Here is a 17,531-nt window from a genome sequence, read left to right as displayed (position 1 = left end):
CCTGAAATAAGGCCACGAGCTGTTGACTCATGTCAAGAGGACGGCATATAGATCGGATGAATCACTAGCAATTTCAAGGTTTCCCTGGAGGTCAGGATGTACCGAACACCAGCGCGGGCCCGCCGCTGGGCGATCGCCACCCTGTCGGCCCTCGCCCTCACCGCTGTGGCCGCGTGCGGGGGCAACGACGGCAGCGGGAGTGGCGACGGCTCCGGATCTGCCGACAAGGCCGACCTCACGTGGTCGTTCTGGGTCGGCGGCACCGAGGACCAGGCGGCCTGGCAGAAGGTCGCCGACCAGGCCACCACCGACAACCCCGGCATCACCGTCAAGCTCCAGGGCACCGACTGGAACAACTACTGGGCCAAGATCGGCACCCTGCTGGCCAGCGGCAAGGCCCCGTGCATCATCGGCATGCAGAGCCTGCGGCTGGCGTCGTACGCGAACGCCATGCTCCCCCTGGACGAGCTGATGCAGAAGTACGGGCTGAAGACCGAGGAGTTCGACAAGCCGATCATGGAGGGGCTGAAGGCCGACGGGAAGCAGATCGCGATCCCGTACGACTCCGGCCCGATGGTGATCTTCTACAACAAAGACCTGTTCGAGGCCGCCGGCGTGGCCGAGCCGAAGCCGGGCTGGACGATGGACGAGTTCAAGGCGGCGGCGAAGAAGCTGACGGGCGCCGGCCGCACCGGTCTGGTGACGACTCCCGGCGACCTCGGCGTGGCGGCCTGGGTCCGGACGCAGACCGGCGCGGAGCCGCTCGCCGACGGCAAGCTCGCGCTCACCGACCAGAAGTTCGTCGAGGGCTTCGAGGGGTACGCCGACTTCGTCCGCACCGACAAGTTCGCCCCGCAGGTGCCGTCCGGCAGCACCGACTTCGAGACCACCCAGTTCGTCTCCGGCAAGTCGGCGATGCAGCTGAACGGGCCGTGGTCGCTGATCGACACCAAGGGCAAGGCCAAGTTCCAGGTCGGCGTCGCGCCGATCCCGGCCGGGCCGGACGGATCCAAGACCTACACCGCCGGCTCCGGGTTCGGCATCTCCCGGTCCTGTAAGTCACCGGACGCGGCCTTCAAGGCGATCATGTCGATGACCGGTGAGAAGCCGCTGACCACGCTGGCCGCCGCCGGCCGGGCGTACCCGGCCCGCACGGCCGCCCACGACGCGTGGTTCGCCGCGGCCAAGATCGACGGCGCCAAGGAGACGCTGGACTACGCGTCGGAGAACTCCATCCCGCTGGTGACCTCGAAGAACTGGGTCCAGGTGGCCGACCTGCTCAACCGCTTCGGCACCCAGGCGCTGAACGGCGAGATCCCGCCGGACCAGGCCCTGAAGACCATCCAGGACCAGGCGGGCGCAGGGTCGTAATGGTCAGCCTGAACACCCCCACCGCCGCTCCGCCGGGCGCGCCTGCGGGTGCCGCTCCGGCGGGGCGCCGGCCGGCGCTGCGGCGGGACGGCCGGTACGCCGGGCTGTTCCTGGCCCCGAGCCTGGCCGGACTGGCCCTGTTCACGCTGTTCCCGACGGTGATGGCGCTCGGGATCAGCCTGTTCGACTGGCCGGTGTTCGGCGAGCGCACGTTCCTCGGCATCGACAACTACACCCACCTGCTGAACGATCCGGTGTTCCGCCGGGTGGTGCTGAACACCGCGCTGTTCGTGGTGCTCTACGTGCCGCTGAACGTGGTCGTCTCGCTCGGCCTCGCGGTCTGGCTGGGCCCGAAGATCAGGGGCCGGCAGGCGTTCCGGGTGCTGTTCTTCATCCCGGTGATGACCCCGATGGTCGCGAACGTGATGGTCTGGCGGCTGCTGTTCCAGCCGGGCGGCCTGATCGACACCGGCATGCAGAGCTGGTTCGGCGTCGACGCCCCGAACTTCCTCGGCTCGTCGAGCTGGGCGATGCCGGCGATCGTGGCGATGTCGATCTGGCAGGGCTTCGGCTACAACTTCCTGGTCTTCTCCGCCGCCCTCGACCAGGTGCCGCAGTCGCAGCTGGAGTCGGCGCAGATCGACGGCGCCGGACCGCTGCAACGGTTCCGGTACGTCACCTGGCCGATGATCACGCCGTCGATCTTCTTCGCCACCACGATGACGCTGATCACCTCGTTCCAGGTGTTCGCACAGCCGTTCATCCTGACCCAGGGCGGACCGGGCGTGTCCACCCAGACCATCGTCATGTACGTCTACAACCAGGGGTGGCAGTTCCTCACCATGGGACTGGCGTCCGCGGCCGGCTGGGTGCTGTTCGTGATCATCATGGGGATCACCGCGATCCAGTTCGTCGGCCAGAAGCGGTGGGTGCACTATGACGTATAGAGGGACGCCTGATACCAACGCCGTCGGCCGCAGGGTCCGCAGCGGCGTCTCGCACGTCCTGCTGATCGCGGTCGCGCTGCTGTTCCTCGGTCCGCTGGTGTACGCCGTCTCGACGTCGCTGAAACCGGCCGACGAGGTGTTCACGCCGACCCCGGAGCTGTTCGGTTCCGAGATCCGCTGGCAGAACTACGCCGACGCGTTCACGTTCGCGCCGTTCGGCCGGTACTTCGTGAACAGCCTGTTCGTCGCGGTCGTCGGCACCCTGGTCGTGGTGGTCGCGTCGAGCATGTCGGCGTACGCCTTCGCCCGGCTGAAGTTCAGGGGCCGGGAGCAACTGTTCGTGCTGTTCCTGGGCACGCTGATGGTCCCGCAGGAAGTGCTGATCGTGCCGATGTACTGGCTGATGCAGTCGCTCGGGTGGGTGGACAGCTACTGGGCGCTGATCCTGCCCTGGGCGTTCACCGCGTTCGGCACCTTCCTGCTCCGGCAGTTCTTCCTGACCGTCCCGGCCGAGCTGGAGGAGGCCGCCCGGGTGGACGGCTGCGGGCCGATCCGTTCGTTCCTGCGGATCATGCTGCCGCTGGCCCGGCCGGCGATCGCGGTGCTGACCGTGTTCACCTTCATCAGCTTCTGGGGCAGCTTCCTCTGGCCGCTGATCATCGTCAACAGCGTCGCGGACAAGGGCACCGTGCCACTCGGCCTGGCCCAGTTCATCGGCCAGCAGGGCACCCAGTGGAACCTGATGATGGCGGCGTCCGTGCTCGCGATGCTGCCGACCGTCCTGCTCGTCGTCCTGTTGCAGAAACACCTCGTCCGCGGCCTGCTCGTCACCGGCCTGGGCGGCCGCTAACCCTGAAGGAGAGTTGAGATGACCGACGCGCCTCCCGCGCATTCCGTCGAGAAGTTCCGCGACTGGCGGTTCGGCCTGTTCGTCCACTGGGGCCTCTACGCCCTGCCGGCCCGGCACGAGTGGGTGAAGAACTACGAGCGGCTGACCGACGAGGACTACCAGCCGTACTTCGACCACTTCGAGCCCGACCTCTACGACCCCCGGAAGTGGGCCGCCGCCGCCCGCGAGGCCGGCATGAAGTACGCCGTACTGACGACGAAGCACCACGAGGGCTTCTGCCTGTGGGACTCCGCGGTCTCCGACTACACGGTGGCGAAGACCGCCTGGGGCAAGGACCTGGTCGGGCCGTTCGTGGAGGCCTGCCGGGCCGAAGGGCTCGGCGTCGGCTTCTACCACTCGCTGATCGACTGGCACCACCCGGAGTTCCCGATCGACCTCGTCCATCCGCAGCGCGACGACGAGGAGGCGATCGCGAAGGCGGCCGGCCGCGACATCCAGGTGTACGCCGACTACCTGCACGCGCAGACGCGCGAACTGCTGACGAACTACGGCCCGGTCGACATCATGTGGTTCGACTTCTCCTACCCCGGCCGGACGTACCCAGACGGCCGGGACGGGCACGGCAAGGGCAAGGACGACTGGCGGTCCGAGGAACTCATGGCGATGGTCCGGGAACTGCAACCGGACATCCTGATCAACGACCGGCTGGACATCCCGGGCGACTTCGTCACGCCGGAGCAGTACCAGCCGGACGGGCCGATGACGCGTGACGGGCAGCCGGTGCTGTGGGAGGCCTGCCAGACGCTCAACGGCAGCTGGGGTTACGACCGGGACAACCTGGACTGGAAGTCCCCGGAGCTGCTGGTGAAGATGCTGGTCGACTCGGTCTCCAAGGACGGCAACCTGCTGCTCAACGTGGGCCCGACCGGGCGGGGCGAGTTCGACCCGCGGGCGCTGGCCACGCTGAGGTCGATCGGCGAGTGGATGCGGCTGCACGAGCGGTCGATCCGCGGCGCCCGGCCGAGCGAGCACACCCCGCCGGCCGACTGCCGGTACACGCAGAAGGCTGACCGGCTCTACCTGCACCTGTTGTCCTGGCCGATGGGCCACGTCCATCTGCCCGGCCTGGGTGGGAAGGTCAAGTACGCGCAGTTGCTGAACGACGCGTCCGAGATCAAGCGGATCGTCAACGACCCGCACCAGCAGGCCCAGAACACCACGATGAGCGGCGTCTCGCCGGACGTCCTGACGCTGAAGCTCCCGATCCAGCGTCCGGACGTCCTGGTGCCGGTGATCGAGCTGTTCCTCTGACCGTTCGTCCCAGCTGGTTGGCTGACCCACGAGACTGTGGGTTGGCCAGCCAGAATCCGGTTGGCCAACCCGGCAAGCGGTGAGTCAGCCAACCAGACGGGGCGGCAGGCTGGCTAGGCGCGGTCGACGGGGGTGGGGCGCGCGGGTTGCTCCCCGCCCCGCGCCTCCAGGTAGCTGTTCTTCGGGACCATCACCTTGCGGCGGAACAGGCAGACAACGGTGCCGTCCTGCTTGTAGCCCTTGGTCTCCACGTAGACGACGCCGCGGTCGTCCTTGGACTTCGACTCCCACTTGTCCAGCACCACGGTCTCGCCGTACACGGTGTCGCCGTGGAAGGTGGGCGCGACGTGCCGCAGGGACTCGATCTCCAGGTTGGCGATCGCCTTGCCGCTCACGTCCGGGACCGACATCCCGAGCAGGATCGAGTAGATGTAATTGCCCACTACAACGTTCCTGCCGAACTGCGTGGTCTCGCCGGCGTAGTTCGCGTCCAGGTGCAGCGGGTGGTGGTTCATGGTCAGCAGGCAGAACAGGTGGTCGTCGTACTCGGTCACCGTCTTGCCCGGCCAGTGCTTGTAGACCGCACCGATCTCGAACTCCTCGTAGCTGCGCCCGAACTGCATCTCTCGGCTCCTATCCGGTATCCCCGGGGCCCATGCTGCCGAAAGACGACGTGACTGGGCAGTAGCCCGGCGCGTGGCCTAGCTCTCAATCCGGCGAGACCTTGGTCACCCGGCCCCGGACGCTCAGTCGTGCGGCTGCTGCAGGGGTGTCTGCTGCTGCAGCGGCTGCTCGGCCACCCGCGGGCTGACCTCGCCCTTGAGGGCGAGCTTGGCCAGGTGGTTGCGCGCCTCCTCGGCGAGCTTGAAGTCGCACAGTACGTCGTACGTCGTGGCGACCACCGCGGTGCGGGAGGTGAAGTCACGCCGGCCGGCCGACTGGGCGTAGCCGAGGCCGCCGAACACCAGACCGAAGAAGGCACCGAGCACGACACCGGTCAGCAGGGCTGCCAGCCAGTTGCCGTTGGTGAACAGGCCCAGCAGCAGCCCGACGAACAGGCCGAACCAGGCACCGCTGGCCAGGCCCGCGGTCAGCGCGCGGCCCCAGGTGAGCCGGCCGGTGATCTTCTCCACCTGGCGGAGGTTGTTGCCGACGATGGTCGTGTGCTCGACCGGGAACTTCTCGTCCGAGAGGTAGTCGACAGCTCGCTGCGCCTCCCGGTAGGTGTCATAGGTCCCGATCGTCAGGCCGGTCGGCCGGGGGTCCATCGAGGGCATGCCCTGCGTGGTCATCGTCGTTCCTCTCCACGTGCTTCCACCCCCATCATTGCCGACGCCTGGTTACGGCGCCTTGATAGCCTCGCCGGTGATGACCGGGCGACGGTGGGACCTGGGCGCGACACGCCGGATGGGCCGCGTCTTCGCCCGGCGTTCCCCGGGCGCTCCGGAGCCGGTCGACCTGGTCGCCAGCGGCGAGCTGGACGGCGCTCTGGTCGACTGGGCCTTCTACCGCGACGGCCGCCGCGACACCCGGACCAGCTCCTATACCGAGGCGCTCTCGCGGGCCCGGCGGGGTCAGGGGTTCGTCTGGATCGGACTGTTCCAGCCGGACGGGCGGCAACTGGCTGTCGTCGGCGAGGAGTTCGGGCTGCACCCGCTGGCCCTCGAGGACGCCGCCGAGGCGCACCAGCGCCCCAAGCTCGAGCAGTACGACGACACACTGTTCGCAGTCCTCAAAACGGTCACCTACGTGCGGCACGGGGATCTCACGGCCACGTCCGAGGTGGTGGCGTCCGGTGAGGTGATGGTGTTCTGCGGACCGGGATTCGTCGTCACCGTGCGCCACGGCGAGCACAGTGAGCTGACCGGTCTGCGGCAGCGGATGGAGCAGCACCCGGAGCAGTTGGCCGCCGGTCCGGGCGCCGTACTGCACGCGATCGCCGACCATGTGGTCGACCGGTACCTGGAGGTCGCGGGCGCCGTCCAGGCCGACATCGACCTGATCGAGAGCGAGATGTTCACCCCGCGGGGCTGGCGGAACATCGACCGGGTCTACCAGCTCAAGCGCGAGGTGCTGGAGCTCAAGCGGGCGGTGGCGCCGCTCACCGGGCCGATGCGAGCGCTGTCGACGCTGCGGCACCCGCTGATCAGCGACGAGACCAGGAACTACTTCCGCGACGTGGACGACCACCTGCTGCGGGTCAAGGAGCAGGTGATCTCGTTCGACGAGCTGCTCAGCTCGATCCTGCAGGCCGGGCTCGCCCAGGTGCAGGTCGCGGAGAACGAGGACATGCGCCGGATCGCGGCCTACGTCGCGATCCTGGCGGTGCCGACGATGGTCGCCGGGATCTACGGGATGAACTTCGACTACATGCCGGAGCTGCGGCTGAAGTACTCGTACTTCGTCGTCCTCGCGCTGATGGCCACCGCGTGCACCGTCCTCTACCGGCTGTTCAAGCGCAATCACTGGCTCTGATCGCCGCGCTGGCAACCTTCTGCCACGGCAGCGACTACTGAGCTTTTGGAATGTTCGAACGGTTGTGCCGCGATCGCGGCCCTTGGTTGAATGCGCCCATCGCTTTCGGTCAGCGAGCCGCCACGATCTGCGACCGGCATCGGGGGCTGCCGCGAGGTGGTCGGCATCACCAGGGAGGACCCGCCGTGCTCCGGATTCACTTCACGCCGAGGGACCTCGCACGCGTCACCGTCGCCGCCACCCCCGCCCCGCTGTGGGAGGTGCTGCTCAGCCTGCACATGCTGCAGCACTCCGACGGCCGGCTGGTCTTCGAGGACTGGCGCCGGCACGTCCGGGCGACGGTCGCGCCGGACCAGACGCGCCTACTGCTGGAGCTGACGCCGCCCAAGGGCTACTCGCCCGACTTCCTCACCCCGGCCGAGGCCGCGCCGGACTTCGAAACCACGCTGGAGATGATGCTGTCGACCCCGCGCCGGCAGATCCGCGACCAGCTCGCGCTGCTCAGCAGGTACCGGCCGGTGTCGCCGTGGACGCGGGAGCTGGCGAAGGGCGAGCGGACCTCGCTGCACAAGCTGGGCCGGGCCGTCCGGACCTACCACGACGCCGCGATCGCGCCGTACTGGAAGTCGATCGGGACGCACGTGTCGGCCGACCAGTCGCACCGCAGCGAGGCACTATCGCGGTACGGCGTCGACCGGCTGCTGTCGACGCTGCACCCGCGGGTGCAGTGGGTGGCGCCGGTGCTGCAGGTGCTGGACATGCACGACCGCGACCTCTACCTGGACGGCCGGGGCATCCAGCTGCAGCCGTCGGCGTTCTGCTGGCAGGTCCCGACCAAGCTGCGTGACCCGGAGCTGAAGCCGATCCTGGTCTACCCGATCCACCACGCGCCCGGCATCCTGCGGCAGCAGACCGCGGACGCGGTCCCGTCGAGCGACCCGCTGGGCTCACTGCTCGGCTCCACCCGTGCGGCGGCGCTGGAGGCAGCGGTCGCGGGATGTACGACGACCGAGCTCGCCAAGCACTGCAAGATCTCGCCGGCCGCGGCCAGCCACCAGGCGACGGTACTGCGGGAGGCCGGGCTGATCACCACCCGCCGGGCCGGTGCGTCGGTCCGCCACGAGATCACCCAGCTCGGCATCTGGCTGCTGTCCGGCCACGGCTCCGGCCAGGGATCCAGCACGATCCGCCACCCGCAGTCCCGCGCCACCGCCTAGACCCTGCCCCGCCGCGTGCCTGGGCCGACCGGCACCGCCCCGCCTGTCGACCCAGCACGCCGGCCGGTTCGTCGACGGGATCAGAGCTTGTAGTCCTCCAGGAGCCGTCGGCCGATGATCATCCGCTGGATGTCCGCGGTCCCCTCGCCGATCAGCAGCATCGGCGCCTCCCGGTAGAGCCGCTCGATCTCGTACTCCTTGGAGTACCCGTATCCGCCGTGGATCCGGAACGAGTCCTCGACGACCTGGGCGCAGTACTCGCTGGCCAGGTACTTCGCCACCCCGGCCTCGAAGTCGTTGCGGGAGCCGGCGTCCTTCTTCCGGGCCGCCTTCACCATCAGCTCGTGCGCAGCCTCGACCTTGACCGCCATGTCGGCCAGCCGGAACAGCACCGCCTGGTGTTCGGCGATCTTCTTGCCGAACGTCTCCCGCTGCTGCGCGTACGCGATCCCCAGCTCGAACGCCCGCCGGGCCACCCCGCAGCCGCGGGCGGCCACGTTCACCCGGCCGACCTCGACGCCGTCCATCATCTGGTAGAAACCCTTGCCCGGTACGCCGCCGAGGATCTGGCCGGCGTCGATCCGGTAGCCGTCGAAGATCAGCTCGGTGGTGTCGACGCCCTTGTAGCCCATCTTCTCGATCTTGCCCGGCACGGTCAGGCCCTTGTCGACCTCGCCGAACCCGGGCTCCTTCTCGACCAGGAAGGTGGTCATGTTCTTGTAGACCGAGTCCGCACCCTCGTCGGTCTTCACCAGTACGGCGACCAGGTTCGCCGAGCCGCCGTTGGTCAGCCACATCTTCTGGCCGTTGACCGTGTACGCGTCGCCGTCGCGGACCGCCTTGGTCTTGATCGCGGACACGTCCGACCCGCAGCCCGGCTCGGACATCGAGAACGCACCGCGCACCTCGCCGGTCGCCATCCGCGGCAGGTACTTCTGCTTCTGCTCGTCGGTCCCGTGCTGCAGCACCATGTAGGCGACGATGAAGTGCGTGTTGACGATGCCGGACACGCTCATCCAGCCGCGGGCGATCTCCTCGACGCAGAGCGCGTAGGTGAGCAGCGACTCACCGAGGCCGCCGTACTCCTCGGGGATCATCAGGCCGAAGAGGCCGAGCTCCTTCAGGCCCTCGACGATCTCCGTGGGGTACTCGTCGCGGTGCTCGAGCTCGGTCGCGACCGGGAGGATCTCCGACTCGACGAACGCGCGGACCGTCTTCAGGATCTCCTCCTGGATGTCGGTCAGCCCGTCGGTCTGCTGCAACCTGCTCATGTCGGCTCCCTTGCGGTCGATCGCCTTACCCGCGAGTATCGCGGTTCTCAGCATCCCGGCACGAGGGTGACACCCGCTGTGACACCGGCCACCCGACGGAGGTCGTGTGGCTCACTCCCCCGAGTCGCGGTCGCCGTCCCCGTCCCCGTCGCCGTCCCCGTCGCCGTCCCCGTGGTCGCCGCCGGGCTGGGGAAGGACCTGGCCGACCGCGGCGAACATCGCCGAGATCTGCGGGGTGGACTGCCAGCGGCGGTTCCGCTGCGCCTCCGCCAGCCGCTTCCGCGCGTCGTAGAAGTTCTTCGCCGCCGACTCGAGGTTGCCGTGGTCCAGCGCCACCGCCGCCTGGTCGAGGTCCCGGGCGGCCTCGCGCGGCGCCTTGCTCCGGCTGTCCTGCTCGGTCTGCCGAACCTGTGCCGCCAGCGTCCGGAGCGTCTGCACCAGCGCCGCCCGCGGGTTCTGCTGCTTGGTCTCCGTCGGCGCCGGCTTCGGGCTCGGCTTCTTCGACGGAGTCCTGGACGGCGTCGGCTCGGGCGTGGGCTTCGGCGCCACCGACGCCTTCGCCGCCGGAACCGATGGCGTGCCGCCGGCCGCGGCGGGCGGCGGATCGCCGGCCAGGCCCTGCCGCAGCATCAGGCCGCCGACGGCAGCAGCCAGTACGACGGCCATGGCCACCATCACCTTGGCGAACGGGAACGCCTTCTTGGGCGCCCGGTGCGTCCCGGTGGCCTCCGGCTCCTCCTCCCGCTTCCCGGCCGCGAGCACGTCGTTCGCGGGCAGCAACGGCAACACCTGGGTGTTCGGGGCCGCTGTCAGCAAGGCAGTGACGTCAGCGGCGGACGACGGGCGGTCCGCCGGGTCCTTGGCCAGGAGCTGGAGCACGAGATCGGCGAGCGGGGCCTCCACGTCGGCCCGGTGGATCGGCTCCGGAGCGGCGTCCAGGTGTTGCCGCATCACCGCCTCCACGTTCGGTCCGGTGAACGGCGGCGTACCGGTGAGGAGCTCGTAGAGGACGCAGCCGAACGAGTACCAGTCGCTGGCCGGGGTGGCGGACTGTCCGCGGACCTGCTCCGGCGAGACGTACGACGCCGTACCCAGCAGCACACCGACACCAGTGGTCTCGGTGCCGGCGCCCTTCGCGATGCCGAAATCGGTGATCTTGAGCGTGCCGTCCGGGGCGAGCAGGAGGTTCCCCGGCTTCACGTCCCGGTGGACGATGCCGGCCGCATGCGCCGCGTCGAGTGCGCGGGCGCCCTGGGCGGCGATGTCGGCGACCAGCTTGCCGCTCGGCAAGCCCGCCGTACGCATCAGCTGGGCCAGGTCCGGACCGGACACGAGTTCCATCACCAGGAACACGTGCTCGTCGGCCGTACCCACGTCGTACGTCGCGACGACGTTCGGGTGCATCAGCCGCGCGGCCGCCTGGGCCTCGGCCCGGAACCGCTGGACCGCGTCCATCGGGTCGCCCTCGAGCCGGCGGAGCAGCTTGACCGCGACCTGCCGGGCCAGCACGGTGTCCTCGGCCTGCCATACCTCACCCGCACCACCTCTGCCCAGCAGGGTCAGCAGCCGGTAGCGATTTGCGAGTACCTCGCCGTTCACACAACACACCTTCCGCAGCGGACCGGAACACCTTAGGAGAGGCACGCGTTCGAGAGCGAGTTCTGGCCGGATTCCTTGAAGAACCTCTGCACAGAGCGATCGAAGTACTACGTTGAGCACATGAAGCGATCACTCACCGCCCTGATCGCGGCCACGCTCGTCGCGAGCACACTGGTCGCCACGACAGCCACCGCTGCCCCCGCACCGGCCCGGCACCCGAAGCCGGTGGTGAAGTGCAAGTTCACGCCGACCCCGGAGAACCCGGCCGCCAAGCCTGTCCGGCTCCCCTCGCCGGTCGCCCGGGCCAAGGGCACGGTCGACGTGTACTTCGTGACCAACTATGGACCGTTCGTCGTCCGGATGGACCGGACGAACGCGCCCTGCGGCGTGCACAACTTCGTCCACCTGGTGAAGAGCCGGTTCTACGACTTCACCCAGTGCTTCCGGCTGACCAACTCGGCCCGGCTCGGGGTGCTGCAGTGCGGTGACATCTACCGGCAGGAGGAAGGTGGGCCGGGGTACAAGTTCCCGGACGAGGTCAGCGGCCAGGAGACCTACCCGCGGGGGACCGTTGCTTACGGCAACCAGGGTCCGGGGACCAACGGCAGCGAGTTCTTCGTGGTCCACTCCTTCGCCAACATCGCGCCGAACTACACCGTCCTCGGCCAGGTGGTCGCCGGCATGTCCACCTTCGACCGGATGGTCGCGGCCGGCATAGCCGACCCCGACCAGGACGGCCCGCCGGTCCGGCCGATCCGGATCTACAAGGTCTGGGCGCGCTGACGTCCCGGGGGAGGGTAATTCCGGCCCTCCCGGCGCTAGCGTGAGGTCGTGGGCACACGCGGCCGGCCGAGGCATCCCGACGTGCTGACCCCCGCCGAGTGGCGGGTGGTCGACCTGGTGCGGCACGGGTTGTCGAACCGGGAGATCGCCCGCCGGCGCGGAGTCAGCGTCGACGCGGTCAAGTTCCACGTCGCGAACGCCTTGCTGAAGCTGGGCCTGGACCGCCGGGCCGAGCTTCGTGGCTGGCGTGGCGTGCCCGCGGACAGTGCGTTACGACGACAGGGAGGCCGGGCGATGACGGTGCGACTCGGGGCGATCGGGCAGATCGCCCGGCCGGTGCGGGACATCCAGGTGGCGGTCGACTTCTACGGCACGGTGCTCGGCCTGCCGCACCTGTACACGTTCGGGGATCTCGCGTTCTTCGACTGCGGCGGGACGCGGCTGTTCCTGAGCGCGACCGAGGAGAGCGCCGGCGGCGAGCCGTCGTGCCTGTACTTCCAGGTCGACGACATCCAGGTCGCGTACGACGACCTGCGCGGACGCGGCGTGCAGTTCGAGAACGCGCCGCACCTGATCCACAAGCACGACGACGGGGTCGAGGAGTGGATGGCGTTCTTCCCCGACCCCGACGGTCACCTGCTCGCGATCATGGCGCGCGTCCGTTAGCCGGCCGCGCCCTGGTCGGCCGGCGGCTGCCAGATGTCGGTGCGGGTCATGCCGGCGGCGCGGCCCTTGGCGGAGATGACGAGCGCCATCTTGCGGGACGCCTCGTCGATCATCTCGTCGCCGAGCATCACCGCGCCGCGGGCACCGCCGGCCGCCGAGGTGTAGTGGTCGTAGGCGTCGAGGATGTTCTCGGCGTGGTCGTAGTCCTCCTGGCGCGGCGAGTACACCTCGTTCGCGGCGGCGATCTGGTCCGGGTGCAGCACCCACTTGCCGTCGAACCCGAGCGCGGCCGACCGGCCCGCCACCCGGCGGAACCCGTCGACGTCCTTGATCTGCAGGTACGGCCCGTCGATCGCCTGCTTCCCGTGCGCCCGGGCCGCCATCAGGATCTGCATCAGGATGTAGTGGTAGGCGTCGCCGACGTCGTACCCGGGCGGCTGCTCGCCGACCACCAGCGACTTCATGTTGATCGACGCCATGAAGTCGGCCGGGCCGAAGATGATCGTCTCCACCCGCGGCGAGGCCTGCGCGATCGCGTTCACGTTGGTCAGGCCGAGGGCGTTCTCGATCTGCGCCTCGATCCCGATCCGGCCGGCCTCCAGACCGTGCACCTTCTCCAGCTGGGTCAGCAGCAGGTCGAGCGCGACCACCTGCTCGGCGGTCTGCACCTTCGGCAGCATGATGCAGTCCAGGTTCGCGCCGGCGCCGGAGACGACCTCGATCACGTCGGCGTAGGTCCACTCGGTGGTCCAGTCGTTCACCCGGACCACACGGAGCTTGCTGCCCCAGCCGCCCTCGTTCAGCGCGGCGACGACGTTCTTGCGCGCGTCCACCTTGGCGATCGGAGCGACCGAGTCCTCCAGGTCCAGGAACACCTGGTCCGCGTCCAGTCCCTTCGCCTTGGCCAGGAACCGCGGGTTCGACCCCGGAGTCGCCAGACACGAGCGCCGGCTGCGCAGAACCTGTTCCGTCATTTCGGGGGACCTCCACTCGGTTACTCACCGGTCACCGGCAGCGTACGGCGAAACACACGCGTCCCGCCCGGTGACATCGCTCACTGTGACACTCTTGGGCGGTGGACATGGAGTCGGCTGTGACGGAGATCGCCGCCGTCATGAAGAAGGCGGGCCTCGTCTGGCTGTCGTGGGACGGCGGCCGCCCGGCCCCCGCGTGGTTCGCCACTGTCGACGGCCGGTACGTCGTCCTCGCGGACGCGGCCGAAGGTGCTGAGCAGCCGCTGCCCAGACTGGCCGCGGCCGGCTCCGCCGAGGTCGTCGTACCGGCCAAGCCCGCCACCAACCGGCTGGCGAGCTGGAAGGCGACAGTACGACGGCTGGAGCCAGGCACCGAGGAGTGGACCGCGGCCGCCCAGGTACTGCGGACCGAACGCCTCAACGCGGCCGAGCTGGACAGGCAACTCGACCGTTGGCGGACCGAGGCCGACCTGCTCGTCCTGGAGCCCACCGGTGAGATCACCGAGGCCGCCGGGCGGTACGACGCCAGCCCGCGGGCCGAGGCACCGGCCGGGACGCCCGCGACCACCCGCGGCAAGCCACCGGTCACCCTGCACCGCCGGATCCGCCGCCGCCCGCGCCTTAGCTGAGAGTGCGCGCCGGCGGGTTAGCCTTCGAACATGAACGAGCGCAGCGAGTTCATCATCGGGCACAGCGAGGCCTGCTGCGCATCCGCGCCCGCAGCGAAGCGAGGACGCGGATGAGTGGCTCACCGTCGCGTGTTTACGTCGCACGGCTGGCTGGTCTCCCGGTGTACGACCCGAACGGGGACCAGGTCGGCAAGGTGCGCGACGTCGTAGTGATGCTGCGGCCGGGGACCCAGCCGCCGCGGGTGCTCGGGCTGGTCGTGGAGGTGTTCACCCGGCGGCGCATCTTTCTGCCGATGACCCGGGTGACGTCCGTGGACGCCGGGCACGTGATCACCACCGGTCTGGTGAACATGCGCCGGTTCGAGCAGCGGGCGACCGAGGTCCTGGTGCTCGGCGAGCTACTGGACCGCACGGTCACCATCCGCGAGACCGGTGCGACCGCGGTCGTGTTCGACATGGCCATGGAGCAGTGGCGGACGCGCGACTGGGTGATGTCCAAGGTGGCGGTCCGCGAAGGTGGCAAGCGATTCCGGCGGCGGGGGCAGTCCCACGTGCTCGACTGGACCGACGTGAACGGCTTCGCCCAGGTCGAGGAGGGTCAGGGCGCGACCCACATCCTGGCCGCGTTCGAGTCGATGAAGGCTGCCGACCTGGCCGGCGTCCTGCACGACCTCTCCCCCAAGCGCCGCAAGGAGATCGCGGCCGCGCTGAACGACGAGCGGCTGGCCGACGTCCTCGAGGAGCTGCCCGAGGACGACCAGGTGGAGATCCTGGCCGGTCTGGACACCGAGCGGGCCGCGGACGTGCTCGAGGTGATGTCCCCGGACGACGCGGCCGACCTGATCGCCGAGCTCCCGACCGACACCGCCGAGCGCCTGCTGACGTTGATGGAGCCGGAGGAGGCGGAGGACGTACGTCGGCTGCTGACGTACGAGGAACGCACTGCCGGCGGACTGATGACGTCGGAGCCGGTGATCCTGCCGGCCGACGCGACCGTCGCGGATGCGCTGGCGCAGGTCCGCAACGCGGAGCTGAGTCCCGCACTGGCGGCGATGATCTACGTCTGCCGACCCCCGCTGGAGACCCCCACCGGGCGGTTCATCGGCGTCGGCCACATCCAGCGGCTCCTGCGCGAACCACCGTCCGAGCTCGTGTCCGCCGTACTGGACACGGACCTGGACGGGCTGCGGCCGGACGACAGTCTGCATGCCGTGAGCAGGTACCTCGCGACCTACAACCTGGTGGCCGCACCGGTCTTGGACGACGAAGGCCGGCTGCTCGGAGCGGTGACCGTCGACGACGTACTCGACCATCTGCTCCCTGCGGACTGGCGCGAATCCGAACAGCAGGAGGTGGACCGCCATGCCACGTGACGACCGCATCGCCGACGACCGCCGACTGCTTCGCAGCACCAACCGGCTGGACATACCGCGCGAGCTGCGCCGCACCATCGTCCGGCGCGCCGCGTACGACGCCGACGCGTTCGGACGGTTGTCGGAGCGGATCGCGCGCTTCCTCGGCACCGGGCACTTCCTGGTCTACATGACCGGGACGATCCTGTTCTGGGTCGCCTGGAACATCTTCGCGCCGGCCGGTCTGCGGTTCGACGAGTACCCGTTCATCTTCCTCACGCTGGCGCTCAGCCTGCAGGCGTCGTACGCCGCTCCGCTCATCCTGCTCGCGCAGAACCGGCAGGAGGCCCGCGACCGGGTCCAGTACGAACGCGACCGCGACGTCGACGCGCGCACCCGGGCGGACATGGAGTTCCTGGCCCGGGAGATGGCGTCGCTGCGGATGGCCGTCGGCGAGGTCGCCACCCGCGACTTCCTCCGCTCGGAGCTGCGCTCGCTGCTCGCCGATCTGGACACCCGCGAGGACGACCGGGTCTAGCCAGGATCGAGGCTCCGCCGCTTCCGGGTCGAGCTACGCTCGCTACCAGGTGAGGAAGGACGTGCCCATGAAAACTCGGTTCGCGCCTGATCGCGGCTTGTCCCGCCGGATGCTGGTCACCAGTTTCCTGCTCGGCCTGCTGTACGTCGGCTTCGTCGCGCTGCTGATCGCGCTGACGGAAAGCGCCGTACTGGCAGTCCTGATCGCGGGCGGGGCGCTGTTCGTGCAGTACTGGTTCTCGGACCGGATCGCGCTGTACGCGATGCGCGGGCGGATCGTCACACCGGAGGAGGCGCCGCAGCTGCACGGCGCGATCGACCGGCTGTGCGCGCTCGCCGACATGCCGAAGCCGCGGGTCGCGATCGCCGACGTCGACCTGCCGAACGCGTTCGCCACCGGGCGCAACCCGAAGAACGCGGTCGTCTGCGTGACCACCGGGATCATGCGCCGGCTCGACGCCGACGAGCTCGAGGGCGTGCTGTCGCACGAGCTGTCCCACGTCGCCCACCGCGACGTCGCGGTGATGACGATCGCGTCGTTCCTCGGCGTACTCGCCGGCCTGATCACCCGCTTCGGCCTGTACGGCGGACTGAGCCGCAACCGCGACCAGAACGCCGCCGTGGTCGTGCTGACCGTCATCCTGGTGTCGGTCGCCGTCTACGCGATCTCGTTCCTGCTGACCCGGGCGCTGTCGCGCTACCGCGAGCTCGCCGCCGACCGGGCCGGTGCCATGCTCACCGGCAGGCCGTCGGCGCTGGCCTCGGCGCTGACCAAGATCAGCGGGGACATCGCCCGGATACCGTCACGCGACCTGCGCCAGGCGGAGGCGTTCAACGCGTTCTTCTTCGCGCCGGCGATCTCCGGCAAGGGCGCCAGCCTGTCCTCGCTGTTCTCCACGCACCCGCCGCTGGAGACCCGCCTCGACCGGCTCGGCGTGCTGTCACGCGAGCTCGGCGAGCAGGCGTAGCGCAGGATTGGGGTCATGGGCCTTCTCGACATCCTGCTCGGCCGGAGCAAAGCCGTCCCGCCGAACCTCGACCAGCTGTTCGCCCTCCCGTCGGCCGCGATCACGCTGGACACCGCGGCCGGCTACCAGGCGACCGGCAGCGGTTCCGTGTGCTTCAAGACCGCCGAGGGCGGCGGGTTCTCGGCGTTGCGCGCGGAGGTCGACAAGCTGCTCGCGCTCGACGGCGACAAGTTCACCAGCCACACCGACTCGTACGGGTTCACCTGGCTGGTCCGGGAGACCTCACCCGACGACCTCGGAGGCCTGGTCACCGACCTGCACGCGGTCAACACCTCACTCGTCGACGCCGGATTCGGCTCGGCGCTGCTGTGCACGCTGGTCGCGTTCACCAACGGCACCAAGTCACTCGGCCTCGTGTATCTCTACAAGCGCGGGTCGTGGTACCCGTTCGTCCCGGTCGGGGCGGACCGCCGCGACAACGCCACCGAGCTGCAGGTCAGGTCGATCATCGGCACCGACCTCCGCTTCGAGGCCGACCTGAGCCGCTGGTTCCCCATCTACGGCGCCCCCGGCCTCTAACC

The 17,531-nt window shown here is 69.3% G+C and carries 18 protein-coding genes; 13 read left to right on the top strand and 5 right to left on the bottom strand.

Annotated elements, in window-relative coordinates; all coding sequences use genetic code 11:
* The first annotated feature begins 96 nt into the window (after positions 1–96).
* The 4 genes from E1218_RS18280 to E1218_RS18265 are packed head-to-tail and all read left to right on the top strand — an operon-like array spanning position 97 to position 4,479.
* Entirely contained in the window at positions 97–1,371 is a 1,275-nt protein-coding gene (locus E1218_RS18280; protein WP_132321695.1) for an ABC transporter substrate-binding protein, read from the top strand.
* Positions 1,371–2,318, top strand: coding sequence for a carbohydrate ABC transporter permease (locus E1218_RS18275; RefSeq protein ID WP_132321693.1), 948 nt, complete (start codon positions 1,371–1,373; stop codon positions 2,316–2,318). Before E1218_RS18280 ends, E1218_RS18275 begins: the two co-directional genes overlap by 1 nt.
* Positions 2,308–3,168 (top strand): carbohydrate ABC transporter permease, encoded by an 861-nt coding sequence (locus E1218_RS18270; protein ID WP_132321691.1) that lies wholly within the window; start codon positions 2,308–2,310, stop codon positions 3,166–3,168. Before E1218_RS18275 ends, E1218_RS18270 begins: the two co-directional genes overlap by 11 nt.
* A gap of 18 nt (positions 3,169–3,186) precedes the next feature.
* The gene (locus E1218_RS18265) at positions 3,187–4,479 is read left to right on the top strand and encodes an alpha-L-fucosidase (protein ID WP_132321689.1); all 1,293 of its coding nucleotides are present in this window, start codon (positions 3,187–3,189) and stop codon (positions 4,477–4,479) included.
* 113 nt (positions 4,480–4,592) lie between these two features.
* Here the strand turns inward: E1218_RS18265 and E1218_RS18260 are convergent, their stop codons facing one another.
* Both E1218_RS18260 and E1218_RS18255 read right to left on the bottom strand, forming a co-directional pair.
* On the bottom strand, positions 4,593–5,123 hold the full coding sequence (locus E1218_RS18260; protein ID WP_325052845.1) for a MaoC family dehydratase: 531 nt from the start codon (positions 5,121–5,123) through the stop codon (positions 4,593–4,595).
* 102 nt (positions 5,124–5,225) lie between these two features.
* Entirely contained in the window at positions 5,226–5,771 is a 546-nt protein-coding gene (locus E1218_RS18255) for a general stress protein (protein ID WP_132321685.1), read from the bottom strand.
* Between the two features lie 76 nt (positions 5,772–5,847).
* Between E1218_RS18255 and E1218_RS18250 the strand changes: the two genes are divergently transcribed.
* Both E1218_RS18250 and E1218_RS18245 read left to right on the top strand, forming a co-directional pair.
* A complete protein-coding gene (locus tag E1218_RS18250) occupies positions 5,848–6,954 on the top strand; it encodes a magnesium and cobalt transport protein CorA (protein WP_132321683.1) in 1,107 nt (368 codons plus the stop codon).
* Positions 6,955–7,139: 185 nt separating this feature from the next.
* A complete protein-coding gene (locus tag E1218_RS18245; protein WP_233712304.1) occupies positions 7,140–8,171 on the top strand; it encodes a helix-turn-helix domain-containing protein in 1,032 nt (343 codons plus the stop codon).
* A gap of 80 nt (positions 8,172–8,251) precedes the next feature.
* Here the strand turns inward: E1218_RS18245 and E1218_RS18240 are convergent, their stop codons facing one another.
* Positions 8,252–9,442, bottom strand: coding sequence for an acyl-CoA dehydrogenase family protein (locus E1218_RS18240; RefSeq protein WP_132321679.1), 1,191 nt, complete (start codon positions 9,440–9,442; stop codon positions 8,252–8,254).
* Between the two features lie 111 nt (positions 9,443–9,553).
* Positions 9,554–11,041 carry a serine/threonine-protein kinase gene (locus E1218_RS18235; RefSeq protein WP_132321677.1) on the bottom strand — a complete coding sequence of 496 codons (1,488 nt, stop codon included), beginning with the start codon at positions 11,039–11,041 and terminating at the stop codon, positions 9,554–9,556.
* Positions 11,042–11,161: 120 nt separating this feature from the next.
* Between E1218_RS18235 and E1218_RS18230 the strand changes: the two genes are divergently transcribed.
* A complete protein-coding gene (locus tag E1218_RS18230; protein WP_132321675.1) occupies positions 11,162–11,824 on the top strand; it encodes a peptidylprolyl isomerase in 663 nt (220 codons plus the stop codon).
* A 48-nt stretch (positions 11,825–11,872) separates the two neighbouring features.
* Entirely contained in the window at positions 11,873–12,490 is a 618-nt protein-coding gene (locus E1218_RS18225; RefSeq protein WP_132321673.1) for a VOC family protein, read from the top strand.
* On the opposite strand, the gene E1218_RS18220 is transcribed toward E1218_RS18225, so the two are convergent.
* Complete coding sequence (locus E1218_RS18220) at positions 12,487–13,464, bottom strand: HpcH/HpaI aldolase/citrate lyase family protein (protein ID WP_132321671.1); 978 nt, start codon at positions 13,462–13,464, stop codon at positions 12,487–12,489. The two genes, E1218_RS18225 and E1218_RS18220, sit on opposite strands and share 4 nt — an antisense overlap.
* A gap of 119 nt (positions 13,465–13,583) precedes the next feature.
* Here E1218_RS18220 and E1218_RS18215 point away from each other — a divergent pair, with 119 nt between their 5' ends.
* The 5 genes from E1218_RS18215 (at position 13,584) to pspAB (ending at position 17,529) form a co-directional block, all read left to right on the top strand.
* A complete protein-coding gene (locus tag E1218_RS18215; RefSeq protein ID WP_233712303.1) occupies positions 13,584–14,093 on the top strand; it encodes a hypothetical protein in 510 nt (169 codons plus the stop codon).
* Between the two features lie 110 nt (positions 14,094–14,203).
* Positions 14,204–15,466 carry a magnesium transporter MgtE N-terminal domain-containing protein gene (locus E1218_RS18210; protein WP_132321667.1) on the top strand — a complete coding sequence of 421 codons (1,263 nt, stop codon included), beginning with the start codon at positions 14,204–14,206 and terminating at the stop codon, positions 15,464–15,466.
* Positions 15,456–15,983: a DUF1003 domain-containing protein gene (locus tag E1218_RS18205; protein WP_132321665.1), complete on the top strand. Its 528-nt coding sequence runs from the start codon at positions 15,456–15,458 to the stop codon at positions 15,981–15,983. The genes E1218_RS18210 and E1218_RS18205 overlap by 11 nt, the downstream gene beginning before the upstream one ends.
* Positions 15,984–16,050: 67 nt before the next feature.
* Positions 16,051–16,950, top strand: coding sequence for a zinc metalloprotease HtpX (gene htpX / locus E1218_RS18200; protein ID WP_132321663.1), 900 nt, complete (start codon positions 16,051–16,053; stop codon positions 16,948–16,950).
* A 15-nt stretch (positions 16,951–16,965) separates the two neighbouring features.
* The gene (gene pspAB, locus E1218_RS18195) at positions 16,966–17,529 is read left to right on the top strand and encodes a PspA-associated protein PspAB (RefSeq protein ID WP_132321661.1); all 564 of its coding nucleotides are present in this window, start codon (positions 16,966–16,968) and stop codon (positions 17,527–17,529) included.
* Positions 17,530–17,531: the final 2 nt, after the last annotated feature.

Origin of the sequence: Kribbella turkmenica (assembly GCF_004348725.1) — a bacterium.
GTDB lineage: Bacteria > Actinomycetota > Actinomycetes > Propionibacteriales > Kribbellaceae > Kribbella > Kribbella turkmenica.
Note: the sequence above shows the minus strand (reverse complement) of the source record. Positions and strands in the feature narration are given on the sequence as shown.

Coding starts and splice junctions, on each gene's coding strand:
- htpX (WP_132321663.1), top strand. CDS start 16,051: ATGAAAACTCGGTTCGCGCCTGATCGCGGCTTGTCCCGCCGGATGCTG.
- E1218_RS18205 (WP_132321665.1), top strand. CDS start 15,456: ATGCCACGTGACGACCGCATCGCCGACGACCGCCGACTGCTTCGCAGC.
- E1218_RS18270 (WP_132321691.1), top strand. CDS start 2,308: ATGACGTATAGAGGGACGCCTGATACCAACGCCGTCGGCCGCAGGGTC.
- E1218_RS18220 (WP_132321671.1), bottom strand. CDS start 13,464: ATGACGGAACAGGTTCTGCGCAGCCGGCGCTCGTGTCTGGCGACTCCG.
- E1218_RS18275 (WP_132321693.1), top strand. CDS start 1,371: ATGGTCAGCCTGAACACCCCCACCGCCGCTCCGCCGGGCGCGCCTGCG.
- E1218_RS18240 (WP_132321679.1), bottom strand. CDS start 9,442: ATGAGCAGGTTGCAGCAGACCGACGGGCTGACCGACATCCAGGAGGAG.
- E1218_RS18230 (WP_132321675.1), top strand. CDS start 11,162: ATGAAGCGATCACTCACCGCCCTGATCGCGGCCACGCTCGTCGCGAGC.
- E1218_RS18265 (WP_132321689.1), top strand. CDS start 3,187: ATGACCGACGCGCCTCCCGCGCATTCCGTCGAGAAGTTCCGCGACTGG.
- E1218_RS18280 (WP_132321695.1), top strand. CDS start 97: ATGTACCGAACACCAGCGCGGGCCCGCCGCTGGGCGATCGCCACCCTG.
- E1218_RS18210 (WP_132321667.1), top strand. CDS start 14,204: ATGAGTGGCTCACCGTCGCGTGTTTACGTCGCACGGCTGGCTGGTCTC.
- E1218_RS18255 (WP_132321685.1), bottom strand. CDS start 5,771: ATGACCACGCAGGGCATGCCCTCGATGGACCCCCGGCCGACCGGCCTG.
- E1218_RS18250 (WP_132321683.1), top strand. CDS start 5,848: ATGACCGGGCGACGGTGGGACCTGGGCGCGACACGCCGGATGGGCCGC.
- pspAB (WP_132321661.1), top strand. CDS start 16,966: ATGGGCCTTCTCGACATCCTGCTCGGCCGGAGCAAAGCCGTCCCGCCG.